Annotated in this window: 20 protein-coding genes and 4 pseudogenes; 15 read left to right on the top strand and 9 right to left on the bottom strand. The window is 68.2% G+C overall.

Translation table 11 applies throughout. The annotated features are described in order from the left end of the window. Positions 1–51 precede the first annotated feature (51 nt). From istA to OZ403_RS11045, 5 genes and pseudogenes are all read left to right on the top strand, one after another. Positions 52–1,588: pseudogene (istA, locus tag OZ403_RS11065) on the top strand (IS21 family transposase). Positions 1,589–1,765: 177 nt separating this feature from the next. Further along, a complete protein-coding gene (locus OZ403_RS11060) occupies positions 1,766–2,458 on the top strand; it encodes an ATP-binding protein (protein ID WP_268784161.1) in 693 nt (230 codons plus the stop codon). A 141-nt stretch (positions 2,459–2,599) separates the two neighbouring features. Continuing rightward, a complete protein-coding gene (locus OZ403_RS11055; protein ID WP_268784160.1) occupies positions 2,600–3,727 on the top strand; it encodes a GAF domain-containing sensor histidine kinase in 1,128 nt (375 codons plus the stop codon). Between the two features lie 148 nt (positions 3,728–3,875). After that, on the top strand, positions 3,876–4,457 hold the full coding sequence (locus OZ403_RS11050; protein ID WP_268784159.1) for a hypothetical protein: 582 nt from the start codon (positions 3,876–3,878) through the stop codon (positions 4,455–4,457). 138 nt (positions 4,458–4,595) lie between these two features. Further along, on the top strand, positions 4,596–5,189 hold the full coding sequence (locus OZ403_RS11045) for a hypothetical protein (protein WP_268784158.1): 594 nt from the start codon (positions 4,596–4,598) through the stop codon (positions 5,187–5,189). A gap of 208 nt (positions 5,190–5,397) precedes the next feature. On the opposite strand, the pseudogene OZ403_RS39690 reads toward OZ403_RS11045, so the two are convergent. Beyond that, positions 5,398–5,520 (bottom strand): annotated as a pseudogene (locus tag OZ403_RS39690) (transposase zinc-binding domain-containing protein); the annotation flags it as partial. A gap of 611 nt (positions 5,521–6,131) precedes the next feature. On the opposite strand from OZ403_RS39690, the gene OZ403_RS11040 reads away from it, so the two are divergent. Beyond that, on the top strand, positions 6,132–7,163 hold the full coding sequence (locus tag OZ403_RS11040) for an oxygenase MpaB family protein (RefSeq protein WP_140797788.1): 1,032 nt from the start codon (positions 6,132–6,134) through the stop codon (positions 7,161–7,163). 804 nt (positions 7,164–7,967) lie between these two features. Here OZ403_RS11040 and OZ403_RS11035 read toward each other — a convergent pair. The 4 genes and pseudogenes from OZ403_RS11035 to OZ403_RS11020 form a co-directional block, all read right to left on the bottom strand. Further along, positions 7,968–8,356 (bottom strand): annotated as a pseudogene (locus OZ403_RS11035) (transposase); the annotation flags it as partial. 70 nt (positions 8,357–8,426) lie between these two features. After that, a pseudogene (locus tag OZ403_RS11030) lies at positions 8,427–8,612 on the bottom strand (PAAR-like domain-containing protein); the annotation flags it as partial. A gap of 4 nt (positions 8,613–8,616) precedes the next feature. Next, positions 8,617–8,790 (bottom strand): hypothetical protein, encoded by a 174-nt coding sequence (locus OZ403_RS11025; RefSeq protein ID WP_268784157.1) that lies wholly within the window; start codon positions 8,788–8,790, stop codon positions 8,617–8,619. Positions 8,791–9,276: 486 nt separating this feature from the next. Continuing rightward, positions 9,277–9,642: a PDZ domain-containing protein gene (locus OZ403_RS11020; RefSeq protein ID WP_268784156.1), complete on the bottom strand. Its 366-nt coding sequence runs from the start codon at positions 9,640–9,642 to the stop codon at positions 9,277–9,279. Between the two features lie 156 nt (positions 9,643–9,798). Between OZ403_RS11020 and OZ403_RS11015 the strand changes: the two genes are divergently transcribed. Continuing rightward, the gene (locus tag OZ403_RS11015) at positions 9,799–10,326 is read left to right on the top strand and encodes a DUF1993 domain-containing protein (RefSeq protein ID WP_268784155.1); all 528 of its coding nucleotides are present in this window, start codon (positions 9,799–9,801) and stop codon (positions 10,324–10,326) included. Between the two features lie 49 nt (positions 10,327–10,375). Then, positions 10,376–10,912 carry a ribosomal protein L7/L12 gene (locus OZ403_RS11010; RefSeq protein ID WP_268784154.1) on the top strand — a complete coding sequence of 179 codons (537 nt, stop codon included), beginning with the start codon at positions 10,376–10,378 and terminating at the stop codon, positions 10,910–10,912. Here OZ403_RS11010 and OZ403_RS11005 read toward each other — a convergent pair. After that, on the bottom strand, positions 10,905–12,062 hold the full coding sequence (locus OZ403_RS11005) for an IS4 family transposase (protein WP_268781588.1): 1,158 nt from the start codon (positions 12,060–12,062) through the stop codon (positions 10,905–10,907). The genes OZ403_RS11010 and OZ403_RS11005 overlap by 8 nt on opposite strands. Before the next feature lie 103 nt (positions 12,063–12,165). Between OZ403_RS11005 and OZ403_RS11000 the strand changes: the two genes are divergently transcribed. Together OZ403_RS11000 and OZ403_RS10995 are read left to right on the top strand one after the other, a co-directional pair. After that, complete coding sequence (locus OZ403_RS11000) at positions 12,166–12,588, top strand: hypothetical protein (RefSeq protein ID WP_268784153.1); 423 nt, start codon at positions 12,166–12,168, stop codon at positions 12,586–12,588. A 148-nt stretch (positions 12,589–12,736) separates the two neighbouring features. After that, the gene (locus OZ403_RS10995) at positions 12,737–13,897 is read left to right on the top strand and encodes an ankyrin repeat domain-containing protein (RefSeq protein ID WP_268784152.1); all 1,161 of its coding nucleotides are present in this window, start codon (positions 12,737–12,739) and stop codon (positions 13,895–13,897) included. A gap of 139 nt (positions 13,898–14,036) precedes the next feature. Here OZ403_RS10995 and OZ403_RS10990 read toward each other — a convergent pair whose 3' ends face one another. The 3 genes from OZ403_RS10990 to OZ403_RS10980 all read right to left on the bottom strand — a co-directional run bounded on the left by OZ403_RS10990 (position 14,037) and on the right by OZ403_RS10980 (position 18,279). Continuing rightward, the gene (locus OZ403_RS10990) at positions 14,037–14,678 is read right to left on the bottom strand and encodes a hypothetical protein (protein ID WP_140797786.1); all 642 of its coding nucleotides are present in this window, start codon (positions 14,676–14,678) and stop codon (positions 14,037–14,039) included. Between the two features lie 111 nt (positions 14,679–14,789). Then, positions 14,790–14,951 carry a hypothetical protein gene (locus OZ403_RS10985; RefSeq protein WP_161604872.1) on the bottom strand — a complete coding sequence of 54 codons (162 nt, stop codon included), beginning with the start codon at positions 14,949–14,951 and terminating at the stop codon, positions 14,790–14,792. Between the two features lie 511 nt (positions 14,952–15,462). Further along, complete coding sequence (locus OZ403_RS10980) at positions 15,463–18,279, bottom strand: carboxypeptidase regulatory-like domain-containing protein (protein ID WP_268784151.1); 2,817 nt, start codon at positions 18,277–18,279, stop codon at positions 15,463–15,465. A gap of 312 nt (positions 18,280–18,591) precedes the next feature. Between OZ403_RS10980 and OZ403_RS10975 the strand changes: the two genes are divergently transcribed. From OZ403_RS10975 to OZ403_RS10955, 5 genes are all read left to right on the top strand, one after another. After that, positions 18,592–20,337, top strand: coding sequence for a sigma 54-interacting transcriptional regulator (locus OZ403_RS10975; protein ID WP_140789342.1), 1,746 nt, complete (start codon positions 18,592–18,594; stop codon positions 20,335–20,337). Positions 20,338–20,529: 192 nt separating this feature from the next. Next, positions 20,530–21,285: a Dickkopf N-terminal cysteine-rich domain-containing protein gene (locus tag OZ403_RS10970; protein ID WP_140878295.1), complete on the top strand. Its 756-nt coding sequence runs from the start codon at positions 20,530–20,532 to the stop codon at positions 21,283–21,285. An 864-nt stretch (positions 21,286–22,149) separates the two neighbouring features. Continuing rightward, positions 22,150–22,431 (top strand): hypothetical protein, encoded by a 282-nt coding sequence (locus OZ403_RS10965; RefSeq protein ID WP_140789341.1) that lies wholly within the window; start codon positions 22,150–22,152, stop codon positions 22,429–22,431. Positions 22,432–22,538: 107 nt separating this feature from the next. Continuing rightward, positions 22,539–24,440 carry a serine/threonine-protein kinase gene (locus tag OZ403_RS10960; protein WP_268784150.1) on the top strand — a complete coding sequence of 634 codons (1,902 nt, stop codon included), beginning with the start codon at positions 22,539–22,541 and terminating at the stop codon, positions 24,438–24,440. After that, a complete protein-coding gene (locus OZ403_RS10955; protein ID WP_140874064.1) occupies positions 24,437–25,165 on the top strand; it encodes a hypothetical protein in 729 nt (242 codons plus the stop codon). The genes OZ403_RS10960 and OZ403_RS10955 overlap by 4 nt, the downstream gene beginning before the upstream one ends. Positions 25,166–25,204: the final 39 nt, after the last annotated feature.

Raw genomic sequence — 25,204 nt, 5'->3', positions numbered from 1 at the left:
GACGGCACTGGGCAGCAGGGTCTCGCCTCCATCTCCTTCGAGGAGGTGGAGATGGCCCAAGAGAGGCTGGCGGTGCGCAAGTTGAGAGAGGTGTTGCGATTGCGGTTCGCGTCGAAGCTGTCGACGAGAAACATCGCCACGAGTCTGGGCATCGGGAATGGGACGGTGTGCGAGTACCTGGGGCGAGCGCGGATAGCAGGAGTGGGAGGTTGGCCGTTGCCGGCGGAACTGGACGATGACGGGCGCTCACCGCGCTGTTCTTCCCAGACGAGGGCAAGGCGATTGCGCACCGGCCGGAGCCGGACTGGGCGCAGGTGCATCGAGAGCTCAAGCGCAAGGGAGTTACCAAGCTGCTGTTGTGGGAGGAGTACCTGGCGGCCAACCCGGGTGGGTACCAGTACAGCCAGTTCTGCGAGCGGTATGGGCGCTGGCAGTCCGTCCTCGGCGTCACCATGAGACAGGAGCACCGGGCGGGCGAGAAGCTCTTCGTGGACTTCAGCGGGGATGGAGTCGAAGTAGTGGACGGCGACAGCGGAGAGGTGCGGGTCGCGAAGCTCTTCGTCGCCACGTTGGGGGCCAGCAGCTACACGTACGTCGAGCCCGTCTACTCCGAGGGCTTGGCCACCTGGGTGGGCTGCCACGTGCGCGCCATGGCCTTCTTTGGCGGAGTCCCGGAGTTGGTGGTGCCGGACAACCTGAAGTCAGGAGTCACACGTGCGCACCGCTACGAGCCGGAAGAGAACCCCACGTATGCGGACCTGGCCCGTCACTACGGCTTCGCCATTCTGCCGGCACGTCCTCGTCGCCCGCGTGACAAGGCGAAGGTAGAGGCGGCGGTGCTGGTGGCGGAGCGGTGGATTCTGGCCGTCCTGCGCAACCGCCGCTTCAGTGGCCTGCACGAGGTACGCGAGGCCATACGGCCGTTGCTCGAGAAGCTGAATGAGCGCCTGATGCGACATGTGGGGCGCTCGCGTCGCCAGTTGTACGAGGAACTCGAGAAGCCCGTACTGAAGGCCTTGCCGGTACATGCCTACGAGCTGGCCTTCTGGAAGAAGGCGCGCGTCCACCCGGACTACCACGTCGAGGTGGAGGGGCACCTGTACAGGTGCCGTACTCGCTGGCGCACAAGCAGGTGGAGGCCCGCTACACGGAGGGAAGCGTCGAGGTGTTCCTCGGGGGGCGTCGGGTAGCGAGCCACGTCCGCAAGCACGCCAAGGGCTACACCACGCTGAAGGAGCACATGCCCACCAGCCACCGGGCCCACGCGGAGTGGACGCCCGAGCGGCTACTGACGTGGGCGGAGAAGACGGGCCCCTCCACGGCCGCATTGGTGCAAGGCCTCATGGAGCGAAAACCCCATCCGGAGCAGGGCTTCCGCGGGGCCTTGGGTGTCATGCGATTGAAGGACAAGTACGGCGAGGCGCGGCTGGAGAAGGCGTGCGCCAGGGCCGTGCGCCACCGGGCCTACAGCTACAAGTCCGTGGCCGCCATCCTCCAGCACCACCTGGAGGACGCACGGGAGGAGCGCGAAGAGAAGCCGCCCCTGCCCGCCCATGAGAACGTGCGAGGCCCCCACTACTACCACTGACGTACCTCGCGCACGCAGAGAGGAGCACCGCCGCCACCTGCCGCGGTGGAGCCCCTTGGGTGCGCGGGCACTTCCCGTCTGGTGCGAGGCCTCGGTCCCCCGCACTCGGAAGGGGCCCGCGCGCTGAGAAGCGCGCGCGGGCAAGCCCCCACATGACCGACATGAGGAACAAACCCGATGCTGGTGGAACAGACGCTGGAGAAACTCAACGGGATGAAGCTGCACGGGATGGCCTCGTACCTACGCGACTGGCTGGCGAGGCCAGGGGAGCGAGACGTCAGCCCTGCCGACCTGGTGGGCCTCTTGGCCGACGCGGAGTGGATGCACCGAGAGAACAAGAAGCTCTCCTCTCGGCTGAGCGCCGCGCGCCTGCGACAGGCCGCGGCCGTGGAGGACATCGACTACGGGCACGCACGCGGGCTCGCCAAGACGCAGGTGATGGAGCTGTCCACCTCGAAGTGGGCGGCGGACAAGCAGAATGTGCTCCTCACCGGGCCCACGGGCGTCGGCAAGTCCTTCCTCGCATGCGCGCTGGGACAGAAGGCGTGCCGGGATGGCTACTCGGTGGTGTACCGCCGGGCCTCACGTCTCTTCGATGAGCTCGCCCAGGCGCGCGCTGATGAAACTTTGCGCACGTACTCAATCGCCTGGCCAAGGCCCAGGTGCTCCAGAATCGCTCGCACCCCTTCCGCCCCCTTCACGTACGCCAGCACTCGCCGCCTGCCTCCACACCTCATGCAGGCGAACACGTCGACGTCGAACGTCCTGCTGAGCAACTCGGCCCAGTCCACTCGCGGCGTCTTCTCCTTCATCGGCTCCGTGCTGGCCGCCGCCTCAAGCCCCACGCTCGCCTCCTGCGCACCTGCTTGAGGGAGCGCATGCGCGCGGAGAAGGCCGTGCGCTTCCTGTCCGACGCGAGCGCGCTGCTCGCCGAGTCGCTCGACTATCCGACCACGCTCCAGCGCCTGGCTCGCCTCGTCGCGCCAACGTTCGCCGACTGGTGCATCGTCGATGTGGCCGAAGCGGACGGCAGGATTCGCCGGGTGGCCGGGTTTCACTCCGACCCCGCGAAGCAGAGGGTCCTGCGCGAGCTGGGGGAGCGCTATCCGCCCCACTGGGGCTCGCTCCAGCCGGCCATCCGCGTCATGGTCCGGCAAGCCCTTCCTGCGCTCCGAGCTCTCGGAGCCCGATATGCACGACTACAGCCTCGACGCCGAGAATGCCCGGCTCATCCGCGAGCTGGGGACCCGGAGCGGCATGGCCGTGCCGCTCATGGCGCGCGGACGGACGCTGGGGGCCATCTCCATGGGCCGCACGGACCCGATGCGCCCCTTCGGGCCATCGGACCTGGCGCTCATGGAGGAACTGGCCCACCGGGCGGCCATGGCCATCGACAATGCCCACCTCTACCAGGAGGCCCAGGAGGGCATCCGCGTCCGTGAGGAGTTCCTCGGTGTCGCGGCGCACGAGCTGAAGACGCCCATCACCTCCATGAACATCGTGCTTCAGTCGGTGCTGCGGAGACGAAACGAGCGCCCCTCCGCAGAGCGGCTCATGCAGGCCCTCGAGTCGGCCGAGAGGCAGGTGCAGCGCCTCATGCGCCTGGTGGACGACGTGCTGGATGTCTCGCGGCTGCACGCCGGGCGGCTCGAGCTCCACCTGGAGCGCGTGGACCTCCTGGCCGTCGTGGGCGAGGTCGTGGAGCGGTTCATCGAGACCGCCGCCCGAACCGGGTCGCGGGTGGACATGCGCGCCGAAGGGCCCGTCGAGGGGATGTGGGACCGGAGCAGGCTGGACCAGGTGGTGGCGAACCTCCTCGGCAATGCCCTCAAGTTCGGCGAGGGCAGGCCCATCGAGATTTCGCTCTCACGCGGGGAGGGGACGGCCGAGCTCGTGGTGGAGGACCACGGCATCGGAATCCCGCCCGAGCGCCTGCTCCACATCTTCGAGCGGTTCGAGCGCGCGGTGCCCACCCGGCACTACGGCGGATTCGGGCTCGGCCTCTACATCGTTCGGAGCCTCACGGAGGCCATGGGCGGCACGGTGCGCGTGGGCAGCACGCCGGGCCTGGGCTCGAGGTTCACGGTGGTGCTTCCGTGCCAGCCCCTGAAGGAGGCCGCGGGAGAGTCGCAGGCGTGAGGAGACGCTGGCTTTCACGACATGAACGCATGCATGCCCCTCGGAAACACTGCCCGGCCCGGCTCCGTATGCCTATTTCCCCGCTGCTCTCAGGCGGGGCGCTACCTGGAGCGCAGGTCCTTCTCTCGCGCCAACAGAAAGATACGTCATGACCGCTTCCTTCATGAAGCTCCGGAGGCTCGCTTCTCTCGTCCTGTATTGCGCCGCGCTCGGCGTCTCGCCGCTCGCATCCGCGGAGCCGCCAGCCGCCGGCGAGCCCGCGGAGGCGGCGCCGCGCGCGGGCGAGCTCAACTACCGCTCCACGGGCCAGCGCCAGCCCCAAATCACCCAGCGGTCCGATGGCGGGCAGCAGATTCTCCTCTCCTGCCTTCTGTCGCGTCCCGGCCAGATCCAGCGCTACGCCGTGAGCTGCCCGGGCACGAAGCAGCTCGACGTCAAGGTGGCGGACTGCTGCATCCCAGGCGACCACTGGCAGGTGAAGGTGAAGTCCTGGGACTTCAAGCCCAACACGGCGGTGGCGACCTCGCCGGGCGGTGACGGTGACTTCAGCGCGCCCGCCCGCGTCTTCACCTACAGCAGCAGCCGGGACATGAACGCCCTCATTGAGTGCTCGTACCTGCACGGCGTCAACGTCTTCCCGGCGGAGTCCTTCCTCCTCGTGGAGAGCAGCGGCGGCGCATGTTCCGTGACGGACGTGGGCATCACCGAGGAGATTGACCGCTCACCGTGACAGGCCGGTCCGCAAGAGCCCTGTCCCCAGGGCTCTTGCCCCCCCGCGCAAGGTGACATGCTCCCAACTCCTTGAAAGGGGTGGGGTGGAGCGCCCGCTCCAACGCGAGGGAGGGGCGGGCACGTGAGGCCGCATTGCATGACGGTCCCCGGCGCTCAGACGCGGGCGGAGGACACGCCCGACGGCGTGGCCCTCGTCTTCACCACCTCCGAGGAGGACCAGGTGTCGAACCTCCGGCAGCGTGGCCGCAACATGATGCAGCGGCAGGCGGAGCACGGCGTATCGGGGCGCCGCGGCCTCGAGCAGCCTCCCGGCATCGACTACGAGGCCATGGGCGGTAGCGGGCTCCCGGGTTCTGCGGGGGCTCCGAGCGTACCGACCTACGCCCGCGTGGAGGACACTCCCCAGGGCGTCACCATCGCCTACAAAGCCGTGGACCCCTCGGATGGAGAGCGACTGCGCGCGGAGATCCACGAGACCGCCGGGAAGCTGACGCCGGGCCAGTGCCCGGGCATGGCCCCCCCGTGGAGTGAAGCCCCCCTCTTCTCCTACCGGGGCACGAGGTCATGGCAACCAGACACCCATACGGAACCCATGAAGCGCAAGGCCTATGAAAAGGAGCTTCGCAGGCTCCAGGCCCAGCTCTGCATGCTTCTGGCACGAAGACGCCGTCCGACACCAGCGAGTGGAAGTGCGGCGTCACCTGCAAGGCCGAGCCGAAGAACTGGATGAAAGAGACGGCCCCGACCTGCCCATGACGGATGCCCTGCCTCCGCGCTCGCCGACGTTGTAGGGCGAACACCGCGCGCAGGAAGACGGTGAGGACGTCCGAGAGCAGTCTTACGTCCTTGAGCAGCGCCCACCGCACCCGATGCGGAAAGGACAGCGTCCACTGCCGGTAGGGCACGCGCGGCAGCACCTGCTCCACCAGATGCACCGCCGTTACCTGCGCCCGCTTCGCGTTACAGGAGGGGCACACCCCTCGCCCCTTGCACGAGAAGGCGACGAGCAGTTCGTCCTTACAACTCTCGCAGCGCACCCGCGCGAAGCCGTGTGCCAGCACTCCGCATTCCAGGTACTTGGCGAAGTCCCGCTCCACGTACCGGGGCAGGCCGCGTCCCAGCTCACCTGCCTCCGCCAGCAGCGTGGCGAGGTTGTCCCTCACCGCCTCGTACAGCACCGTCCCCTCCGGCTGCCTCCGCCGGTACTCCCACCCGCGCTCCTCCACCTGCCCCTCCCCCAGCCACACCTCGCCAGGGCTCACGCTACGGAGGGGCTCCCACGGGCTTCCGTGGAGCCCCTTGCTGCTCGGGTGGTTCGAGGCGCGACCAGGACAGCGCGTCAGGAGGGGTGAACCCTGGACCGCTTCCCCGGCCTTGGTTCGGGACCAAGTGGCGGCAGCTGTCCACCGAACGGGAGCATCGCTCGGGCGGCCCCGTCAGCGGCCCTCCTCGGCCCCTCCGCTCCAGCCCTCACCCTCAACAGGGCCTCTATCCCGCCTATACGTTCACGGATTCACCACGCACATGGAGGGCCGCGGCTTCGGGCTGCACTCGCGCGCGCTGGCGGCCCAATTGATATACTCCGGTGTCGCGGGGAGATGGCGCGCGGACGTGATAGGGCCCGACCTGCTAGCGGAGCAACTGCTGTGACAATCATGATGGGGATAGATTCATGAATACGCAGACGAACCCGAGGCGGTGGCCGCCCCCTCCGGAAGTGGAGCAGCAGATCAACCTGGACCGCGAGCGTTTCCGCAAGTGTCTCGACTACATGCGGGAACACGCGGCAGGCGAGGTCGAGGGCGTTTACGGCCCCAACAGCGTGACCTGGGTGCTCTATCGCGAGCCGGTGATCCTTCTCGGCGGACTGCGCGCCATCCTGCTGCAACTCGCCCATCCGGCAGTGGCCTACGGTATCGCCCAGAACAGCAACTTCCGGAATGACCTGCTCGGCCGTGCGCGACGCACCTATACGGCGATGTACCAGCTCAAGTTTGGTGGCCTCTCGGAGGCGACGGGCGCCGCGAAGCGGATCCACAGCGTGCACAGCCGCGTCTACGGCGCACTTCCGGACGGTGCCGGCCCGCAGGGCTCCGGCCCCTATCGCGCGAACGATCCTTCGCTGCTGCGTTGGGTGCACGCTACCCTCATCGACACCGCCATGCTGATCTTCGACACATTCGTGCGGCCGCTCAGCGTCGAGGAGAAGCGCCGCTACTATCAGGAGACGCTGCTCGCCGCGGCGTACTTCGGGCTCCTACCGGAGCAGATGCCACCCACGCTCGAGGCCTTCTACGAGTGGTACAACGGGGAGCTGGCGGGGGAGCGGCTGAGCGTGGGAGACACTGCGCTTGAGCTGGCAGGCCTGCTCTTCAATTCGCCGTTCACCCGAGGACAGCTCGATGAGGTGCTCACCGCCGGCCTCCTACCGGAGCGCTGGCGCGTGGCGTACAGGCTGCCTTGGGGGCCGGGACAGCGGCTCACGTGGAAGCTCCTGAAGGGCTCGATGCATCGGGGAATCCACCTCACCCCGCCAAAGCTCCGCTACGTCACGGCCTGGCATCAGGCCCAGATGCGGCTGGCCATGGCTCGGGGAGAACGGCCGACGATCATGGCCCGGGTGCTGAACACCATCGACGCCTACGTCGACGTGCCGTTCAGCATCCGGCCGGTCGCGGCGAAGGCCCCAGCGGATAAGGATTGAGAACCGACTTGGGCGCTCAGCAACGCCAATGCGGTCAAGTCTTCCCGGGCCTACGTCATTCTGGGCTGTGAGAAGTCCCTTGAGCCAAACAACGCCCACGTCGTGTCTGCAAATAGGTCGGGGCCGTCCGGTGTTGACCGGACATGGGGCGAGGAGAACGGACCGACACCCTGTGTCTACCCAAAACTCGGTCGCTGCGTCATGGGCGCGTAAAGGTCACAGTGGGCAGTGCCTCAAGGCGCGTGAGCGAGGCGCGCACAAGGCAGGAAAGTTCCCGTGCTGATGAATCGCAGTGGGAATCGCTAAAAGGCACCGCTTGGGGTTCGGGCACCGCCCCCATCTCCACCAGGGCCCCCATCTTTCCTTGGCGTCTGTTTACTCGAGTGATGCGGCCCTCCACCGGGCACGGTCGTCACCTCGTCCGGATGGCGCGTCGAAGAGGCAATCGCCCGCGCGCCATTGGGGGCTCGGTCTGTGTCGAAAGCTCGTCCTCGCTGGCGGCCTCGGCAAGCGGCGGAGTAATGCCGCCCTCGTCTTCCGGTACTTCCAAGTCCCAGAGCCTGTCACCTGCTTCTATGAGCGCCTGCTGAACTTCCCTCACCACGTCTTCGCCCGCGTAAGGCCCCAACTGGGCCAGCCGCGCGCGCATGACGGTTTTCCAGCTCGGCGGCCGTGGCGAAGCGCTCAGCGGGGTTGCGCCTCAGCAGCGTGTGGAGGATTTCCCGGAGTGGAACGGGCAACCCTTTCGCCGCGTGCTGACCGCGTCGATGACCAGAATCCCGCGCTCTTTGATGACCGCCAACACTCCTTGCGACTGGCGTAGCCCAGGCTACTGCGGGACACCTGTAGTAGCGCGCACGCCCGGCGCTGCGACACGCCTTTTCCCATGGCGTACCGCACCTGCCGACGGCCGACGGGCGCGCTCACCATTTTCTTGTGGAGATTTCCTTCATGACCTCGATTTCGAGGTCCCTCTCGGCCAGCAGCTTCTTCAGACGCGCGTTCTCCTTCTCCAACTCCCTGAGCCGCGTCGCCTCGACTGCCTCCATGCCGCCGAACTTCTGCCGCCACCGGTAGAGCGTCTGCTCGACGACGCCGTGCTTCCGGGCCACCTCCACCACGCTGGCCCCAGGCGCCTCCGCCTCCCTCAGGATGCGGATCATCTGCTCCTCGGTAAACCTGCTCTTCCTCACGACCGACCCACCTCCTGGCCGCGAGGACTCTCTCACTCTTCAACTGGTCCGAAAATTGGGGAGCAGACCACCCATTGACGGTGACTTTCTTCGGCCCATTCGAGGCGTCCGAGGACTTGCCCAGGTTGGGATAAGGCAAGGGCACTGGTCCACCCGGGCTCGGCGTCTTGCAGACGTCGGGGAAGACAACGCTCTGTCCACCACTGTCCTCAGCGGAAATACCGCGCCCGTCAGCAAAGACTTTCGTTCCCATCATCCCCTCAGTATGCGGACGGCTCTTCGAGCGATACCACCCGGACTCCCACCAACTTCGCGGCCTCGACGGCTTGCTTCACGGCCTCCGACACGAGAATGACCAGTGAGTCCTCGGCAAGCCGAAACAGCGGCAGCCCCAGGGTCCTCGATTCGTCGACGCGGAGCTTCGTGAACTTCATCAGGGGCGGTTTGTAACCAGGAAGACACTCCGATCTGGGCAAATCCGCACAACTCACCAGACCAACGATGTTGACTGCCTTGTAGTGTGAATAGGTCTTCTCTCGCTCCCGATCAATGACCTCCGCGTCATACAGGTCGAGATTGCGAACTCCCGCCCCCTTGAGCACCTCAATGAGGCGCTGGGAAAAAGAGGGACGTCGATGATGAGTCCGGCATCACGGGACCGCTGCGCGGGTCGAGATAGCACGGGATGGGCTCTTGTACGGGGTCCGGATAACGGATGCCCATGGTCCAAGGGACGTCGACGTCGGGCGACTCATCCAAGGCAACACCCTCGACGCCATGTGCAGCAAAATCATACCTCGCATCCAACCTATAATACACACACCACCTCCGCGACAATCGACTAACCGCGCGTCTTCTTCGTCAAAGCGAGCTTACTGACAAGCAATTCCCCGCCCTGCCTGACCGCCATGTAGAGGTCTTCAGCCAGTGTCGACACCCATGATTTCCACTGTTCGGGCCGCCCCGTGATCCGCAGTGTCCGCCCAGACCTGCAGCAGGAGCGGCTCATCCCACGTGGGAATGAGCGCATCGTGCAGGTCGACCTGGGAGAGCTTCGCGATGGGCCCGCGCGCGAACCTCCGCCGAGGCGCGTCGATGCGCTCGATTCGCATCCCAGGCTCGAGTCCCACACGGGCGGCGACACTCCCCCGCTTGACTCGCGTTACCGTTACTTTCTCTCCGTCCGACCGGACGGTGAAGCCGAGGGGCTCCACGGTGACGAACACGGGGGCTGCCGTGAGCAGCCATGCGCTCGTGAGCGCGGATGTCATGAAGGCCAGGAACATGGAACGCCCTCCTGACCACAGCATTGCAGGAGGGCCGTCCCGGCGTCACGCGTGGGGACTGCCCGGCGCTGTCACCATGACGTGTCGCTGTTCACATCCGCGCGCGTCGTCCAAATCAAACCTGCTAGGGTTGAGTCATTCAAGGAGGAGGCACCGATGTCGATCTACGAAACGACCGTTCCCTGCTTCGCGCAGATGCTGCGTGCGCTGCTGGTTTTCCTGCAGAAGGGGGAGGCTCGTGCTCGCGAGCTGGGCTGTGACCCGAAGAACCTGCTTCAGTCGCGGCTGGCTCCCGACATGCACAACCTGGCCAGCCAGGTGCAGTTTGTCTGTACCCAGGCGCAGGAAGCGGTGCTGCGGCTTGGCCAGCAACCGCTGTCGCCGCTTGACGCGCCGGCTGACATGGAGCAGGCGAACGCCTTGATTGAGCGCACGCTACAACTGCTGTCGAGCGCGGACAGGGCGCGGATAGAGGAAGGCGCACAACGCCAACTGTCCATCGAGTTGCCCAATGGCATGGCCTTCGACATGACCGGCAGCGAATACGCGCGGAACTGGGTGACACCGCAGTTCTACTTTCACCTGGTCACGGCCTACAACATTCTGCGGCACAACGGTGTGCAGCTTGGCAAGGCCGACTACGTCCAGCACATGTTCGCTTACCTGCGCCAGCCAGCGGCCTGAGTCGGAGGCATCGGGTTTCAATGACTGAAGGAGCCCTGAGTCCACCGTCATGATTCCCGGTCCCGACGTGGTCATTGGCTGTCCGCGCTGTGGCGCCCTCCACAGGCGCTGGTCCCTGGCCTCCGGCAATACGTTCGGTGCCGTGCTCTGGAGTGATGGCTGGTTCGAAGCCCCCATGCGGCCGCTGCCCCCCTTGGTTGCGCGCTGCATGGGCTGCCATGCATTCTTCTGGGTCGCGCGCGCCGTCGAGCTGGGGCACGTGGACCGCGTCACCTCCCAGTGCGGTGAGACACTCACCACCCTCACCCTGGAGAGCACTGGGGCGCGTCGCATCGAGGTCATGCAGCGCCTGCGGAGCGACCTGGGGATGGGACTCCAGGAAGTGAAGCACTTCGTCGCCCAGCTCCCCGCGCGCCTCGGGGAATACGACCACCTGGGCACGGCCCGACACATCGCCGACCGCTTCGAGGAGCTGGGCGCTCGTGTCAGCTCGACGCGCATCGTCACCCAGCCCGACGTGCCCAAGCCCCCCAGGGAATGGACTGAAGCCCCGCAGGTACAGGACCTGAGCCATCCCCTCATATGAAGCCGAGAGTTTCCTGGAAGACGGGGTGGCGGTGAAGGAGTTCGGCGAAGCGCTCGACGAGCGGAAGCAGTCGCTCCTCCCTCATCATGGGGATGGCCTGGTAATACATGCAGCCCTGACGGAAGAGTGAGTAGGTGCGCGTCTTGGCCGTGTTGGCCTTCAATCCCTTCTCCATGCCAAGGCTCTCTCCGGCGGCGCCCAGCAGTGTCAGCAGGACCTGAGCCAGTGCGCTCACCAGCAGCAGCCTGTCGCGCCGCTCGGGACTCTTCACGCGCACCGCGGACAGCCCCATGCCGAATCTCAAATCCTTGACGTCCCGGAACGTCTCCTCACACGAGAAGCGTCGGGAGTAGAGGTCCACCACCTGGCGCGCGCTGGCACTGCCCAGGCTGGTGGCCAGACACCACGGCTCCTTCATGCCCTTCTGGTGCACCAGCACCACCGCCGGCACCGGCATTCGGTCCGCCGTGACGTGCACATTCGTCAGCTTCTTCGCGTGCCCGCTGGTGGGCATCCACTCGACCGCCGGACACCGCGAGCCGCCGGCTACCTCCACCTGCACGTTCTTGCGAAAACGCACCACGTACTCGAAGCCCGCTTGCGCCAAGAAGGCGTACAGCCGCTGGTCCGCGAAGCCCCGGTCCGCCAGCACCGTCACCTTCACCCCGTCGGGCACGCACTCCTTGAGCCGCAGCAGCAACTCATCCTCCGCCTGGGCCCGGTTGCCCGCCAGGGCGCTCTTCTGAAGCGTCAGCCACAACAAGGGCGTGGCGCGCCCATGCGAGGTGACGAGGCTGGCCACCAGGCTGGTGTGGTCATCGGCGTCGAAGTCCGTCCAGTCCAGCGCCACCAGCGCCTCGTCGCGCTCGGCCAGCACGTACGGCACCCATGCGGCCGCCAACTTCCACACGTCCACGGCTTCGTTGGACAGCAGCCGGTCCACCTGCTTGATGCCGTGCTTCTGCACGCCGCCCCGTGCCCATGCCAGCGCTTGGCCAATGGCGTGCACCGACAAGGAGGCCGCGTGCACCACGCCCAACGTCGCGTGCGACAGCGACAACACCCGCTTGGCGTGCAGGTCCTCCTCGAACAAGTTCGACAGGAACGTCCGCACCTGCTCTTCGTTGATGGCCACCTTGCGTACCAGCATGGCCTCTCCTTCTGCCTCCCACCACCCCCACCTCGCACGGAGCCGGCTGGCAGGCGGCTGGTGAGCAGCTCGCTGAAATGAGGGGATCGCTCAGGTACAGGACGTGAGTGAAGCGCTCTTCCTGGATGCGCTTCGCGAGGGGCTCGCGACAACCTCCGACGAGGAGCGCGAGCTGCGACAGTGGGCCTGGTGGCAGGGGAACAAGGCCTATCGTCGCGACGCGCCGTGGGTGCCGCTCTCCCAGCGCACGCCCCAGGTCCGCGACAACGCCGAGGCCCTCATGACCCTGTGCGCACTGGACGACGCCGAGCACAGGTGGATGCACGCGGAACTGCTGCGCGAGCTGGAGCGCTTCGAGGAGGCGCTCACCATCCTGAACCTGCCGCCGTTCCCGGCGCTCGAGCCAGGCCTGGAGTCCCTTCGTGACGCGGCGCGGAGGGCCGACTCGCGGCTCCTCCCACTTCCGGCAGGGTCGGCGCCCGCCGTGACTACCGCACCCGCTCGATGTGGTGTTCCAGGCCCTTGACGTCCCGGGTCATGACGCGGATGCCCCGACGTTCTTCGACGCTGGCTGTACGACGGGCAAGGCATGGCGCGCACACGGATGCTGGATGTAGGTAGGCTGCGATGCTCCGGCGTCCAGCCCCACGCCACGACTCCATCAGTGAGCGCTCATGAAGCTCGACAAGCCCCAAAACCTGTTTGCTGCCATCGAGCAGTGCGATGTCTTCGCAGTGGAGGACCTGCTGGCGAAAGGGGCCGACCCCGACGAAGTCGACCTCCACGGCTACCAGGCCACGCCATTGGCGTATGCCTGCAGTCACGGTGACGAGGCTGCCGTGCGCGCGCTGCTGGACGCGAAGGCCGCCCCGAATGCAGCGGCCTTCCAGCCGCCGCTGGTCGCGGCCACTGCGCATGGCTTCGCAACTCTTGTGACCTTGCTGGTGAAGGCCGGCGCAGATGTGAACGCGGGGGACGAAACCGGTGCCAGCGCGCTGTGGACAGCCGCCGCGAATGGCTTTGCCGACATCGCACGATGCCTGGTGGAAGCCGGCGCGGATCGCGAGCAGGCGGACAACGACGGCAAGTTGCCCTCCATCATGGCGTTGGAGAATGGCCATGTCGCGCTGTCGAACTACCTGAACGATCCGGCGAGTTACCCAGCCACGCATGCCTTCTGGCGCGGCAGCAAGAAGCGCGCGCGGCAAGCGGCGGAGGCACGGCGCGCACAGGTTGTCGACAGAGCCACGGACAAGGACGTCAGTGGCGCGGCTGCTGCCGAACCCGAATGGACGTTCTCTGGCGGCATTGCGCGCAGCCAGTGGGCGACCCAGGACTTCCCTTCGGTGGCCGCTGCCGGCAACCTCGAACTGGTGGGGCGGATGCTGGACGCCGGCCTCGACCCTGACTGGACGCAGTTCAAGGGCAACCCGACGGCACTGATGCTGGCCGCGCGCAGTGGAGAACTGGGTGCGGTGAACCTCCTGCTCGCACGCCGCGCCAATGTGAATCACCGTACGGACAAGGGACTCACCGCGCTGCACATGGCGCTGTTCAATCCGTCAGCACGCGTGCACGGCCCCATCATTCGCAGCCTTTTGGTGGCGGGTGCCGATCCCAATGTGCCCGACGATGAAGGACAGCGACCGCTGCAACGCGCATTGGCGCATGCGGTGCCGGCGCTCGTGCAGGCCTTGATCGAAGCCGGTGCCGACCCGTTCATACGCGACCGCGCCGGCCGCATGCCCGCCGACTGGGCGCCAACCGATGGCAAGCACGCCGATGCCATCCGCGAGTTGCTGGAGACGGCGCGCAAGGGACGGGCTGCCGACTGAGCGACCGCTGTCTGCCCTTCAGGCGGGTGCGTACTGCAGGCCGCTATCGCGTGCGATGGCCGCGTACGCGCAGGGAGCATCACGGGCGCAAGCGATTCTGGGACCGCGGCGTGCAAGCGCCGGAGCACGAGCCTCGAAGTCACCACGGTGCCCCTTCGCCGCTCCGGCGCGTGCGCGCCTTCGAGGCGGCTTCTTGCAGCGCATCCCCCAGGTCCAGGGCTGGAGCCACCAAGGACTCCAGCGTGTCGACGCTGTCGGGCATCCCGCGCTGCTCCGCCTGGAGTTCCTCATTTTCGATGGAGAAGTTGGCGCAGCGTTGCCGCAGCAACAGGAGTTGTTCGCGCACGCGCGGAGCACGCAGGGTGTCCCGGGCCTCGTCGGTCAGGTTCTTCATGTCGAGCGCCGCATCCAGCTCCGCGTCGCCGACTTCGTCGTCCCGCTTGCCGAAGACCTTGAGGAGCTTGTCCCCGAATCCCTCGGGACCGATGCGCAGGTCGGGAGGAAGCGCCGTGCCGAGTTCCAGCCGCACCACAGTGTAGAGCTGCGAGCTCTTTCCACTGCGGCGATGCTCCGTGTGCATCGAGAAGGGCCTTCCCCGATGGAGTCCCCCGACCTTGTACGACGCCATGGAATCGGTGAATCCCCAGCCGTGCCTGTCCGCGAAGTCCCTCCATGCCTGAAGGCGCCGCTTGTGGGCCTGCCAAAAGAAGAAGCCAAAGGCAATCGCGGCCACGACGATGCCGAGGTGCAGGAGAATGGACGACGGGTCGTCAAGATTCATGGATTTGTCTTCTACTCGGGTCTGCCGGCGCTTGCCGCTTCCCCGGTGCCCGGATGCAGCGACATGGGTCATCCAACGTGGACGCAGAACCCACCTGCGTGTTTCAGGGGTTCACAGCCACTCGACGCGCGCGTAGACGGTGGAGGCCGCACGAAGGTGCGCCATGGCAGGGGTGGAGAGCTGTCCCGTGCCACGAAGGACGAGTTCCCGGGTGCCAAGCTCCGCGGCGGCGCGGAGGGCCTCCGCGAGCACCCTCGCCCCGCTCGGGCTCACGAGGGTGGCCTGGACTGGAGCGCCTGAGCCCGGCCGCGAAGCGCTCCAGCCTGGGCGCAAGCTGGGACTGGGCACACGCGGTCACTTGAAGCGCCGTGGCGTCCGCCAGCTCCAGCTGAGAGAGTTGGGGCAGCTCCGCCAGCGCATCGAACAACGCGGCGTCGCTGGTCCCGTGACCTTTCGACAGCCCCAGGTGGCGCATGGGCAACTGGCCGAGGGCCAGCAGCGCGGGAAGGAGCCTCGGATCGCGAGGCCACCGCAGAAGCGTCTCCAGTTCTTCCTGCACCGCATCGGGCAGTGTCCGCTTCGCGTCCTCGACGAACCCCGCGAGCAGTCGTGGGACATCCAGCGGATGCCAGCGCGTGACGTGCGCGCGCCAGTGAGCGCCCCGTCTCGGGAAGAGTGGATGCGGAGGCGAGCCTGTGACGACGGCTCGGGCGCTTTCTCACGCGGCCTGTGCGGTCAACTCCGTCCCCGAACGGCGGGACGGAGCCGCGACGTTGCGACGGGGCTAGCGAGCCGGGACGCGCAGGACCAGGTCGTGCGGCGGCAGGTAGAGGTACTCGGTAGGCATTGCCTGGCCCTCGTTCTCCTGTCCCCACGTCACCACGGTGCCGTCAGCGAGGAAGGCCTGGCTGGCGTTGCTCGTGGCGGCAATGCCTACCACGTCCCTCACGTTGGAGGACGGAGCGATGGCGCTGTCGCCCCAGGCCACGACGGTGCCATCCGCCTTCAATGCCAGGACGAAGGAGTCACCTCCCGCGATGGCCACGACCTCCGAGAGGTCGGAGGGGACGCTCAGGTCCGAGGGAAGGTCACCGCCCCACGCCACCACGGTGCCATCCGCCTGGAGGGCGAAGGCAGTCGTTCGCGACGTGGCCACGCTCACCACGTCGGTGAGCCCCGCCGGAATCGGGTGGATGTCGGCCAGGGAGGGCCCACCCCAGACGGAGACGTGATTGGAAGCAAGGACGCCCACGCCCCAATGCTCCCCGTAGGCGACGGTCTTCTGGGGCACCACCCACACGGAGGTGGTGGTGTGCCGCCGCCAGGGCACCCCGGGCGTCACGACGATGTCGTGCTCGCCCGGAACGACGTGGTGCGCCACCCGCGCCACCACCTCCGTGTCGGACCAGGAGATGAAGTCGGTGACGGCTTCTCCTCCCACCGTGACGGTGAAGGGGCCGCGCTCGGCGCCGAAGCCGGAGCCCGTCAAGGTCAGGTGTCCCCCCTGGACCGCCAGCTTGGGCGCGGAGACTTCGAGCGCGCCCAGCCGCGACAGGGACAGGCTGACCGGCTGGGGCTCGCCTTCGCGCACGTCCAGCGCGGCCTCCGCCTTCGCGTAGTTCGCCTTGCTGGCCGCCAGGGTATGGCGCCCCTGGGGCACGTCCTCGAGGACGAAGTGCCCCTGGGCATCTGTCGTCGCGGTGGCGCCATGGCCGGAGAGCGACACGGTGACACCCTCGTGGTGGCTTTCGCCTTCGAGTTGGATGGTGCCCGTCACCACGCCGGGCCTGCGCCGCAGCGTGATGTTGACCACCGTGGTCTCCTGATTCCGCACCACCACGCTCCGCTCTTGAATCTCATAACCCGTCCAATAGGCGGACAGCGTGTACGTCCCCACGATGAGGCCACTGAAGGAGAAGCGGCCCTGGGCGTCCGTCAACACGGAGGCGTTGCTCTCCACCAGCGCCACCGAGATGCCCGAGGTGGTGTTGGCGTCCTCCAGCAGGACCACGCCCGAGATGTTCCCGCGAGCGCGGGACAGCGTCAGGCTGACCTGGGCCTGCTCGCCGGCGCGAACCTCCACGGTACGTTGGCCCGTGGCGAAGCCGTCCTTCTGGGCCTCCAAGGTGTAGGAGCCCGTGGGGACGCCAGTGAGGGAGAACTGGCCCGCGGTGTTCGTGCGCGTGCTGAAGGCCGTCCCCGCCAGGGTGATGTTGACGTCCACCGGCGCGCCCCCGCCCTCGAGCTGGATGACACCGGCCACGTTGCCCCGCTCGCGCGTCAGCGAGAGCGAGACGGTGGCCGCCTGGTTCTCCTGCACCTGGACGGACTCGCGCGCCACGGCGTAGCCGCTCAACCGCGCTTCCACCGTGTACGTGCCCGCGGCCACGCTGCTGAAGGCGAAGCGGCCCTGGCCGTTCGTGGTCGTGGTGGCCCCCGTCTCCGCCAGCGTGACGGTGATGCCGCCGTGGCTGCTCGCGCCCTCGAGCAGGGCCGTGCCCTCCACTCGGCCCTGGGCTCGCACCAGCGAGAAGGCAACCGTGGCCGCAGCGCCCGTGCGCACCGTGACGGATTGCTGCACCACCGCGTAGCCCTCCTTCTGGGCGGTCAGGGTGTAGGTGCCCAGCGGAAGCCCGGTGAAAGTGAACTGGCCTTGCGCGTTCGTCATCGTATTGGCACCCGTCTGCGTCACGGTGATGGTGACACCCGAGGGGGTGGCTCCGTCCGACAGTTGGACGGTGCCCGCCACGTCCCCGCGTACGAGCAACAACGTCAGGTTGACCTGGCTCGGCTGGTTCGCGCGGACCTCCACGGTCTGCTGCGCGTCCACGTAGTTCTCCCGCCGCACTCGCAGGGTGTACGTGCCCGTCATCACGTTCTGGATGTTGAACTGTCCCTCGGCATTCGTGGTCGCGGTGAGGGACGCTTCCACCAGGGTGACGACGGCGCCGGCGTGGTTGCTTGAGCCTTCGAGCTGGATGACGCCGGTCACGCTGCTCCGCTCGCGCGACAGGGAGAAATTGACCAGGGTTGAGCCCGTGCCCCGCACCTCCACCGTCTGCTGCGTCGCCAGGTAGTTCGTCTTCTGGAGCGCCACCGTGTAGGTGCCCTGGGCCAGGTCGGAGAAGGTGAAGAGCCCCGTCGCGTCCGTGGTCGTTTTGGCGCCCGTCTCCACCAGGGTGACGTTGACGCCCGAGGCATCCAGGACGCCCTCCACCTTGACATTGCCGAGGATTGAACCCCGTCCACGCACGAGATCGAGCCTCACGGAGGCCGTTGCTCCCGTGGCGACCGTGACGGACTGCCGAGCCTCCGAGTAGCCGGGCATTTTCGCCACCACGATGTGCGTGCCCGGGGCGACGTTCTCCAGGGTGAAGCGGCCGTCAGTGGCCGTGGTGGCGCTCAGCGAAGCGCCTTCCACGGAGACGCTGATGCCCGCGTGGGACGAGGCCCCCTCCAGAATGGCTTGGCCTTCGATGCGCCCGCCCTGCGTCCCCGAATCGGGCTGAGTCCCCGCGTCGGAGGGGGTCGTGGAGGTCGAGGAACAGGCGGAGAGGGCCAACAAGAGGGCCCAGAGCCAGGAAGGGCGTATGAGGCGCATGGGGAGTGCCACTCAGAGGAACCGGGAATGGGAAGGACTGCCAGGGAACGGCGAAGCTCCTGACGGTACATGGATTCTACGGTTCCGTGGAATGGAGTGGCCGCGGCAGGCGTGTGGTGGGGGGCGCGTCTGCCCCGCGACGGCATTCCACCCTGGCGCGCTCAGGTAGCCCTTGGCGCCGTGGAACTCGGACACGTCGAAGCACAGGCGATTGGCGACGGCACGGGGCCCCCTCTTCGGCACGCCCCTTCCGGGCCCCGCATGCGCACGCCGCCGCATTCCTGATATGCGACTGTGTCGTCCGCTCCCGCCATGCCCCAGCTTCTGGTCCTCCCCGACGGCCGCCGTCTCCCCTTGGACAAGCCCGTCGTCTCCGTAGGCTCCGACGCCACTTGTGACGCCGTGCTCCTTGCGCCCGGCGTGAAGCCGAGCCACGCGCTGCTGTTCCGCGACGCGCGAGGCTGGAGCGTGTCCCCGGCGGGCAAGGGCTGTGACATCAAGGTGCGAGGGCGGCGCGTGGACCTGGCGCCCCTGGAGCCCGGGGACCGCTTCCGCGTAGGCACGGTGGAGCTGGAGCTCATCGAAGCGGTGGAGTCCGTCGCGGGTGATGCGGCGGAGGTGGCCCCCCGGCGACAGGACGGCCGGCTGGTGGCGGTGCTGGCGGAGCTGTCCTCGCGGCTGCTGGTGCAGCGTCCCCCCCTGGAGCTGCTGGAGGTGGCGATGCGGGGGCTCGCCGACGTGGTGGGCGCGGACGTGGGCTTCCTCGTCGCCGCGGACTCTCGGGAGGGCCCTCGGCGCGTGCTGTGTTCCACGGGCGCCAGACCCGACGCGGCGGTGGTGGACAGCCTCGTGGACCGGGTGCTGACCTCGGGTGCCCCGGTGCGGGTGGCCGACGTAGAGGCGGACGCGGCGCTGGCCCGGGCGCCCAGCATGGAAGCACTGCGGCTGGGCTCCGCGCTGGTGGTGCCGCTGCGCGTGGAGCCGGTGCCGCTGTCCGTGGTGTACCTGGGACGGAGGTTGGGTGCTCCGGCCTTTTCAGCGGTGGCGCTGGAGGAGGCCATGGCGCTCTCCGCGCTGACGGCGCTGCTCCTGTCGACCCGGCGCGAATTGACGGAGCTGCGCGCGCAGGTGGAGGGCCTCACCCGCCGCATCGAAGCCGCGACGTTCGAGGGGCTCATCGGCGAATCCCCGTCGATGCGCGCCCTGTACCGGCAGGTGGAGCGACTGGGGCCCACGCCGCTCAACGTCCTCGTCACAGGCGAGACAGGGACGGGCAAGGAGTTGGTGGCGCGGGCACTCCACCGGCGCAGTGGCCGGCGCGGCCGGCTGGTGGCCATCAACTGCGCGGCGCTGCCGGAGAGCCTCATCGAACGCGAACTGTTCGGCCATGCGCGTGGCGCGTTCACCGGCGCGGGCACGGAGCGGGCGGGACTGGTGGAGGCGGCCGACGGTGGCACCCTCTTCCTGGATGAGATTGGGGACATGCCGCTGTCGCTCCAGACGCGTTTGCTGCGCGTGGTGCAGGAGCGCGAAGTCACCCGCCTGGGCGAACACCAGCCGCGCAAGGTGGACGTGCGCGTGGTGTCCGCGACACACGTGGCCCTGGAGGAAGCGGTGCGGCGGGGCACCTTCCGCGCGGACCTGCGCTTCCGGCTAGAAGAGGTGCGTGTGGACGTGCCGCCGCTGAGAGCGCGTGGTGAGGACGTGCTGCTCATCGCCCACCATGTGCTGACGCAAGAGGCGCGCAAGGCGCGAGGCTTCACGCAGAAGGCCTCGGAGGCGCTGCGGGGGCACCCCTTCCCTGGCAACGTGCGAGAGCTGGCGTCGCGCGTGCGCCGCGCCGCGGTGTTGGCGACGGACGAGTTGTTGCGCCCCGAAGACCTGGAGCTGGGCGGCGACGCAGCGCCCATGATTCCCCTGGAGGAGGCGCGGGAGGCGTTCGTCCAGCGCTACGTGCGGGAGGCCATTGCCCGTTGCGGCGGCAGCAAGAAGGACGCGGCGGCGGCGCTGGGCATCGGCCTTCGCTCGCTGTTTCGCTACCTGGGCGAAGGGGACTGACAGGCCGCCTCCTCTGGAGGGCCAGTCCGCGTGCCAGTCCTGGCACGTTTCCCCCGGCGGCAGGCGCTCGGAGGGCCAGGGGCGTCATGCAACCCCGTGGAATCGGGGCGATTCGATGTCTCGCGAGGCTTGGGCACGCACGTTGCTCTGGTGTTGCCCATCGCACGAAGGCGGAGAGCCGCCACGGTGCAGATGAACCTGACGGAGACGACGATGAAGCATGTGGTGATGGGATTGTTCCTGGCGCTGACGGTCATGGGCTGCGGCAGCACGAAGGACGATGACGGCGAGGGGCCCGACGGCAACCCCAGCGAGCAGGGCGCGGGGCTGTGCAGCGCGAGCAAGGCATGTCCTTCCGGGCAGTTCTGCTTCAACGGCCTGTGTGCCATCGGCTGTCAGTCGAACGGGGACTGCGCGGCGGACCAGTACTGCGACCTCGAGGACACGGGCATGGCCGTCTCCTTTTGCAAGAACAAGAAGGTGCCGACCTGCAGCTCCAACAGCCAGTGCCTGAGCAACCAGGTCTGCATCGAGGGCCTGTGCAGCCTGGCGCCTCCGGCAAACCCGCCCTCGTGCAACCCGAACACCAGCGACTTCAAGGACGGCTGCGACACCTATGCGGTGTGCCTGGACGCAGCGGACCAGGGCTCGCAGCAGCCGTACTGCGCCAGCTTCGCGCCCTGCCCCGAGGATGGCGTGTGCCCCACGGGCCTGGGCGGCGCGGTGTGCAACGACGGCTACCTGCCCAACAAGGGCCGCTTCTGCATGCAGGGGCTCTGCAGTGACAACTCGAACTGCCCCTCGCAGTGGAGCTGCGTGAAGCCCTTCTCCGGCGCGGTCCTCGGGTTCTGCAGCCCGGGCGCCTTCGGCTTCCCGTGCGCGGAGAACAGCCACTGCAAGAGCGGCCAGTGCTTCGGCGCGCCGGGCGTCATGGGCACCTGCATGTAGCTGGCGAAGACGGCCCCGTGTTCCCCAGTCGGGGAGCACGGGGCCTCTGGCGTTGTTGGGGGGTGCGCTTCGAGCCTCCCTGCGCCTAGAGTCGCCCGGGCCTTGGTGATGCGCCGACTCCTCCTGCTCTCGTTGTTGCCCGCGCTGGTGCTGCTCGTCGCGCCGGGCTGTCCGCTCGACATCCGAATCCGCTGTGACGAGCCCGACGGCTGTCCCCAGGGGCAGGTCTGCGTGCGAGGTGACTGCGAGCCCATGGGCACGGAGCGGATTGGAGAGGCCTGTGGCGCGGATGCCGAATGCGCCCCAGGGCTCACCTGTGGCACGGGCTTTCCGGGCGGGTATTGCCTGCTGGCGTGCTCCGAGTCGACACCGTGCCCGCAAGGAAGCGTGTGCGCGACGGGGCTGGGGCAATGCCTGCGGACCTGTGGCGAGGCCTGTGCTCGGCCAGGGTACGGCTGTGGGCCCGTGCCCGACGCGTCCGGCCCCCTGAGCGCATGTGTGCCGGTGACGACGCCGACGGATGGGGGCTGCACGGGCACGGGATGCGGGACGCCGGATGCCGGCTGCACAGGCACGGGATGCGGGACGCCGGATGCCGGCTGCACAGGCACGGGATGCGGGACGCCGGACGCGGGATGCGCGAGCACGGTGGAGGAGGGAGGAGCGTGCACGCAGCCATGCGAGTGCGCGGATGCAGCGGCGGCTTGTGTCGGCGGGACGTGCACGCTGACGTGCTCGACGGACTTCACGTGTCGTGACGGGCGACGGTGCACCAGTGCGCGATGCGTCGTGGGGCCTCGGATTGGAGAGGCGTGCAGGGACACATTCGAGTGCTCCGACTTCGCCCATTGCCCCAGGGAGCGAATGCGGTGCGAGGAGAGCTGCAACCCGGGGGGCACTCTCTGCGAGGCGGGCTACCAATGCGCTCCGGACGGGCTGTGCGTGAAGGAGTGCTCGGGTACCCCGGCCTCGGTGGGAGAGGTCTGCGAGAACTCGCTGGACTGCGCGCCCTGTAGCGTGTGCCTGTCGTCGGGGACGGAGCTGCGGTGCCGGCAGCCGTGCCGGCTGGACCGGGACTGCCCCGGGGGGGCGACGGGCGCCTGCGAGCAGGTGGGGGACACGAAGGCCTGTCGGCTGTCGCTGTAATCTACCAGGTTGCTCGCGGGAGCGCGCTCCCGGAGAATGCCTGGGTGATGACGGGTGAAGTGCTTGCGGGCCGGTACCGACTCGAGCGGGAGCTGGGGCGTGGGGGAATGGCCACGGTCTTCCTGGCCACGGACGTGCGGCTGTCGCGCCCGGTAGCGCTAAAGCGGATGCACCCGGGAGGCGGCACGGGCCGCGCGGAGCGCTTCCGGCGGGAGGCCGAGCTGGCCGCCTCGCTCCATCATCCCAACGTCCTGGAGGTCCACGACTACGGCGAGGATGAGGCCCATGGCCCGTTCCTCGTCTGCGAGTGGGTGCGGGGCGAGGACCTCCGCGCGCTGGCGGGGAGGCTCTCGCCGGTGCCTCCCGAGGCGGTGATGGTGTTGGGCTGGGAGCTCGCCCGGGCGCTGGCAGCGGCGCACGCACACGGCATCGTCCACCGCGACGTGAAGCCCGACAACGTGCTGGTGGCGGAAGGCGGGCCGCTGAAGCTGGCGGACTTTGGACTCGCCGCGCTGGAGGACCAGGAGCGCCTCACGAGCACCGGGGCGGTGACGGGCTCGTTGCCATACATGGCGCCCGAGCGCATCGACACGGGCGCGTACTCCCCTGCCTCGGATGTGTATGCAGTGGGTGTCATCCTGTTCGAGCTGTGCTCGGGCGCCACGCCGCACGCGGGCAAGGGCGCGGCGCATCTGGCCGCGTCGGTGATGACGAAGGATGCGCCGCCGCTGACGGAGGTGGTGCCGGGCACGCCCGAGCCCTTGTCAGCGCTGGTCGCGCGGTGTCTGGCGAAGGATGCGCGGGATAGACCGCGCGATGGGGCCGCGCTGGCGTTGGCGTTGGAGGAGCTGCTCCAACGAGAGGTCGGCCCGCCTGCCGACGTGGCGCGGGAGTTCTTGGGAGACCCGGTGGCCCGTGCCAGTCGATGGCGCCGGGCGCGCTTCGAGCGGTTGCTGGAGGAGGGGCGCGGACTGCTGGCGCGCGGCGAGGGGGCGCGGGCCGCGAAGGTCCTCAACGCCGCGCTGTCGCTGGAGCCGACGTCCGCCGAGGTGGTGGCGCTGTTGCGTCAGCGGCCGAGGCGTTCCGCGTGGAGGGCTGGCGCCGCGGGCGCGGGGCTCGTGCTCTGCGCGGCAGCGGGGTGGGTGTGGTCGCACCAGGACATCGAAGGCGTGAAGACGCCGCGTGACACGGAGTCCTCGTCAGGGAAGGCGCCCCCTGAGACGACCTCCGTTGACAGCGCAGCTACCGGTGAACGCCTTCATGCGCCCACGCCCCCGGGCCAGGAGATGCCTGCCCCGGGGACGGAACCCGGCAGGTTGGACGCTTCGCGGGAACCGGGGCCTTCGGCCGGAAGTGACACCACGAATCTGGCTGGGGCATTCGTGCCGACAGAACGCTCGGCGGACGGTGCCGGGGCGAAGCCGGCTCGGCCATCCGTTTCGACAGGGCGTTCGGGAGGAATGGATTCGGCGAAGCGGGCCGTATCGGCCCTGCCGGCAGGGCACTCGGCGGGAGCCGAGAGCACAGGGGCCGCGCGGCCCTTGGTGCCGGCGCCAGGCCCGGACGTGGGAACCACCCTCCCCGCGCGTCCCGCCGTGTTGAAGGTGACGGCGCGCCCGTGGGCGGAGGTGTTCGTGAACGGCGAGAGCCACGGCTACACACCTCGGGTGCGTGAACTCTCGCTGCCAGCGGGGACCCACCGGCTGCGCTTCGTCAACCCTCTGTGCGACGAGGTCGAGCAGGAGGTGACGCTCGCGCCGGGGGAGACCGTGACGCGCGACGTGGTGTTGTCACCACGCAAGGCGGAGGTGCGCATCCACGCTCCCGTGGGCGCGCGGCTCTTCGTGGACGGCCGGGAGGTGGGCGTCGCCCCCCTGTCCGGTCCGGTGATGGTCGAACATGGACGACACACGGTGACGGCACGCCGCGCGGGTGAACCTCCCTTGGTGCGAGAGGTGGACGTGGTCGCGGGTCGTCGGCTCGAAGTGGCGCTGGACGTGACACCATGATGGGCGCGGCCTTGATGCTGATGGTGCTCGCGGCGTCCCCGCTCGACAGCGCGCGCGGTGCCTACCAATCCGGCGAGCTGCCCAAGGCCCGCGCCGAGTTGGAGTCCCTGCTCTATCCGCTGCGGCTCGACGGAGAGGCGTTGGAAGCAGAAGCGCACCTGCTGCTCGCAGCCACCTATCACGCACAGGAGGAGCTGGCCCGCGCGGAGGACGAGGTGGTGCGAGGGCTGGCCGTTCACGGCGACTCGGCGCTGGACCCGCTGCTGTATCCACCGGACTTCCTCGCCTTCGTCGAGCGCGCGCGTGCCCAACACCAGACACGCATCGGGGAACTGCGTGCCCAGCGGAGTCCTCGGCTGTTTCCGTCGCCCTCCCCCATCGTCGACCCCATCCGCAAAGACGAGGTGCCCACCTCGCCGGCGCTGAGCCGTGCCTGGTATCTGGCGCCCTTGGGCGTAGGGCACTTCAAGCACGGGCGCTCGGGGATGGGCACGGTGCTGGCGGTGACGCAGGGGCTGGGACTCGCGGCGGCGGGAGTCTCCCTGGGGACCTCGCTCTCGCTGCGCGGGCCGGACGGCCGGTATCGCGCGAGCGACGCGGGGACGGCGCGGACGCTCAACGTGACGTACCTGGTGGGAGCCTATGCCTTCGCGGTGGCCTATGCGTATGGTGTCCTGGATGGGTTGGTGTTGACGCCCGCTCCACCAGTTCGCCCGGTTCCTTGAGGGATGGGCGGGCTTCACGTTTCGGGGTGCCGTACAACC

Origin of the sequence: Myxococcus sp. NMCA1 (genome assembly GCF_026810205.1) — a bacterium.
Taxonomy (GTDB): Bacteria; Myxococcota; Myxococcia; order Myxococcales; family Myxococcaceae; genus Myxococcus; species Myxococcus xanthus_A.
The sequence above is the reverse complement of the archived record's forward strand: the minus strand, read 5'-3'. Positions and strand labels throughout refer to the sequence as shown.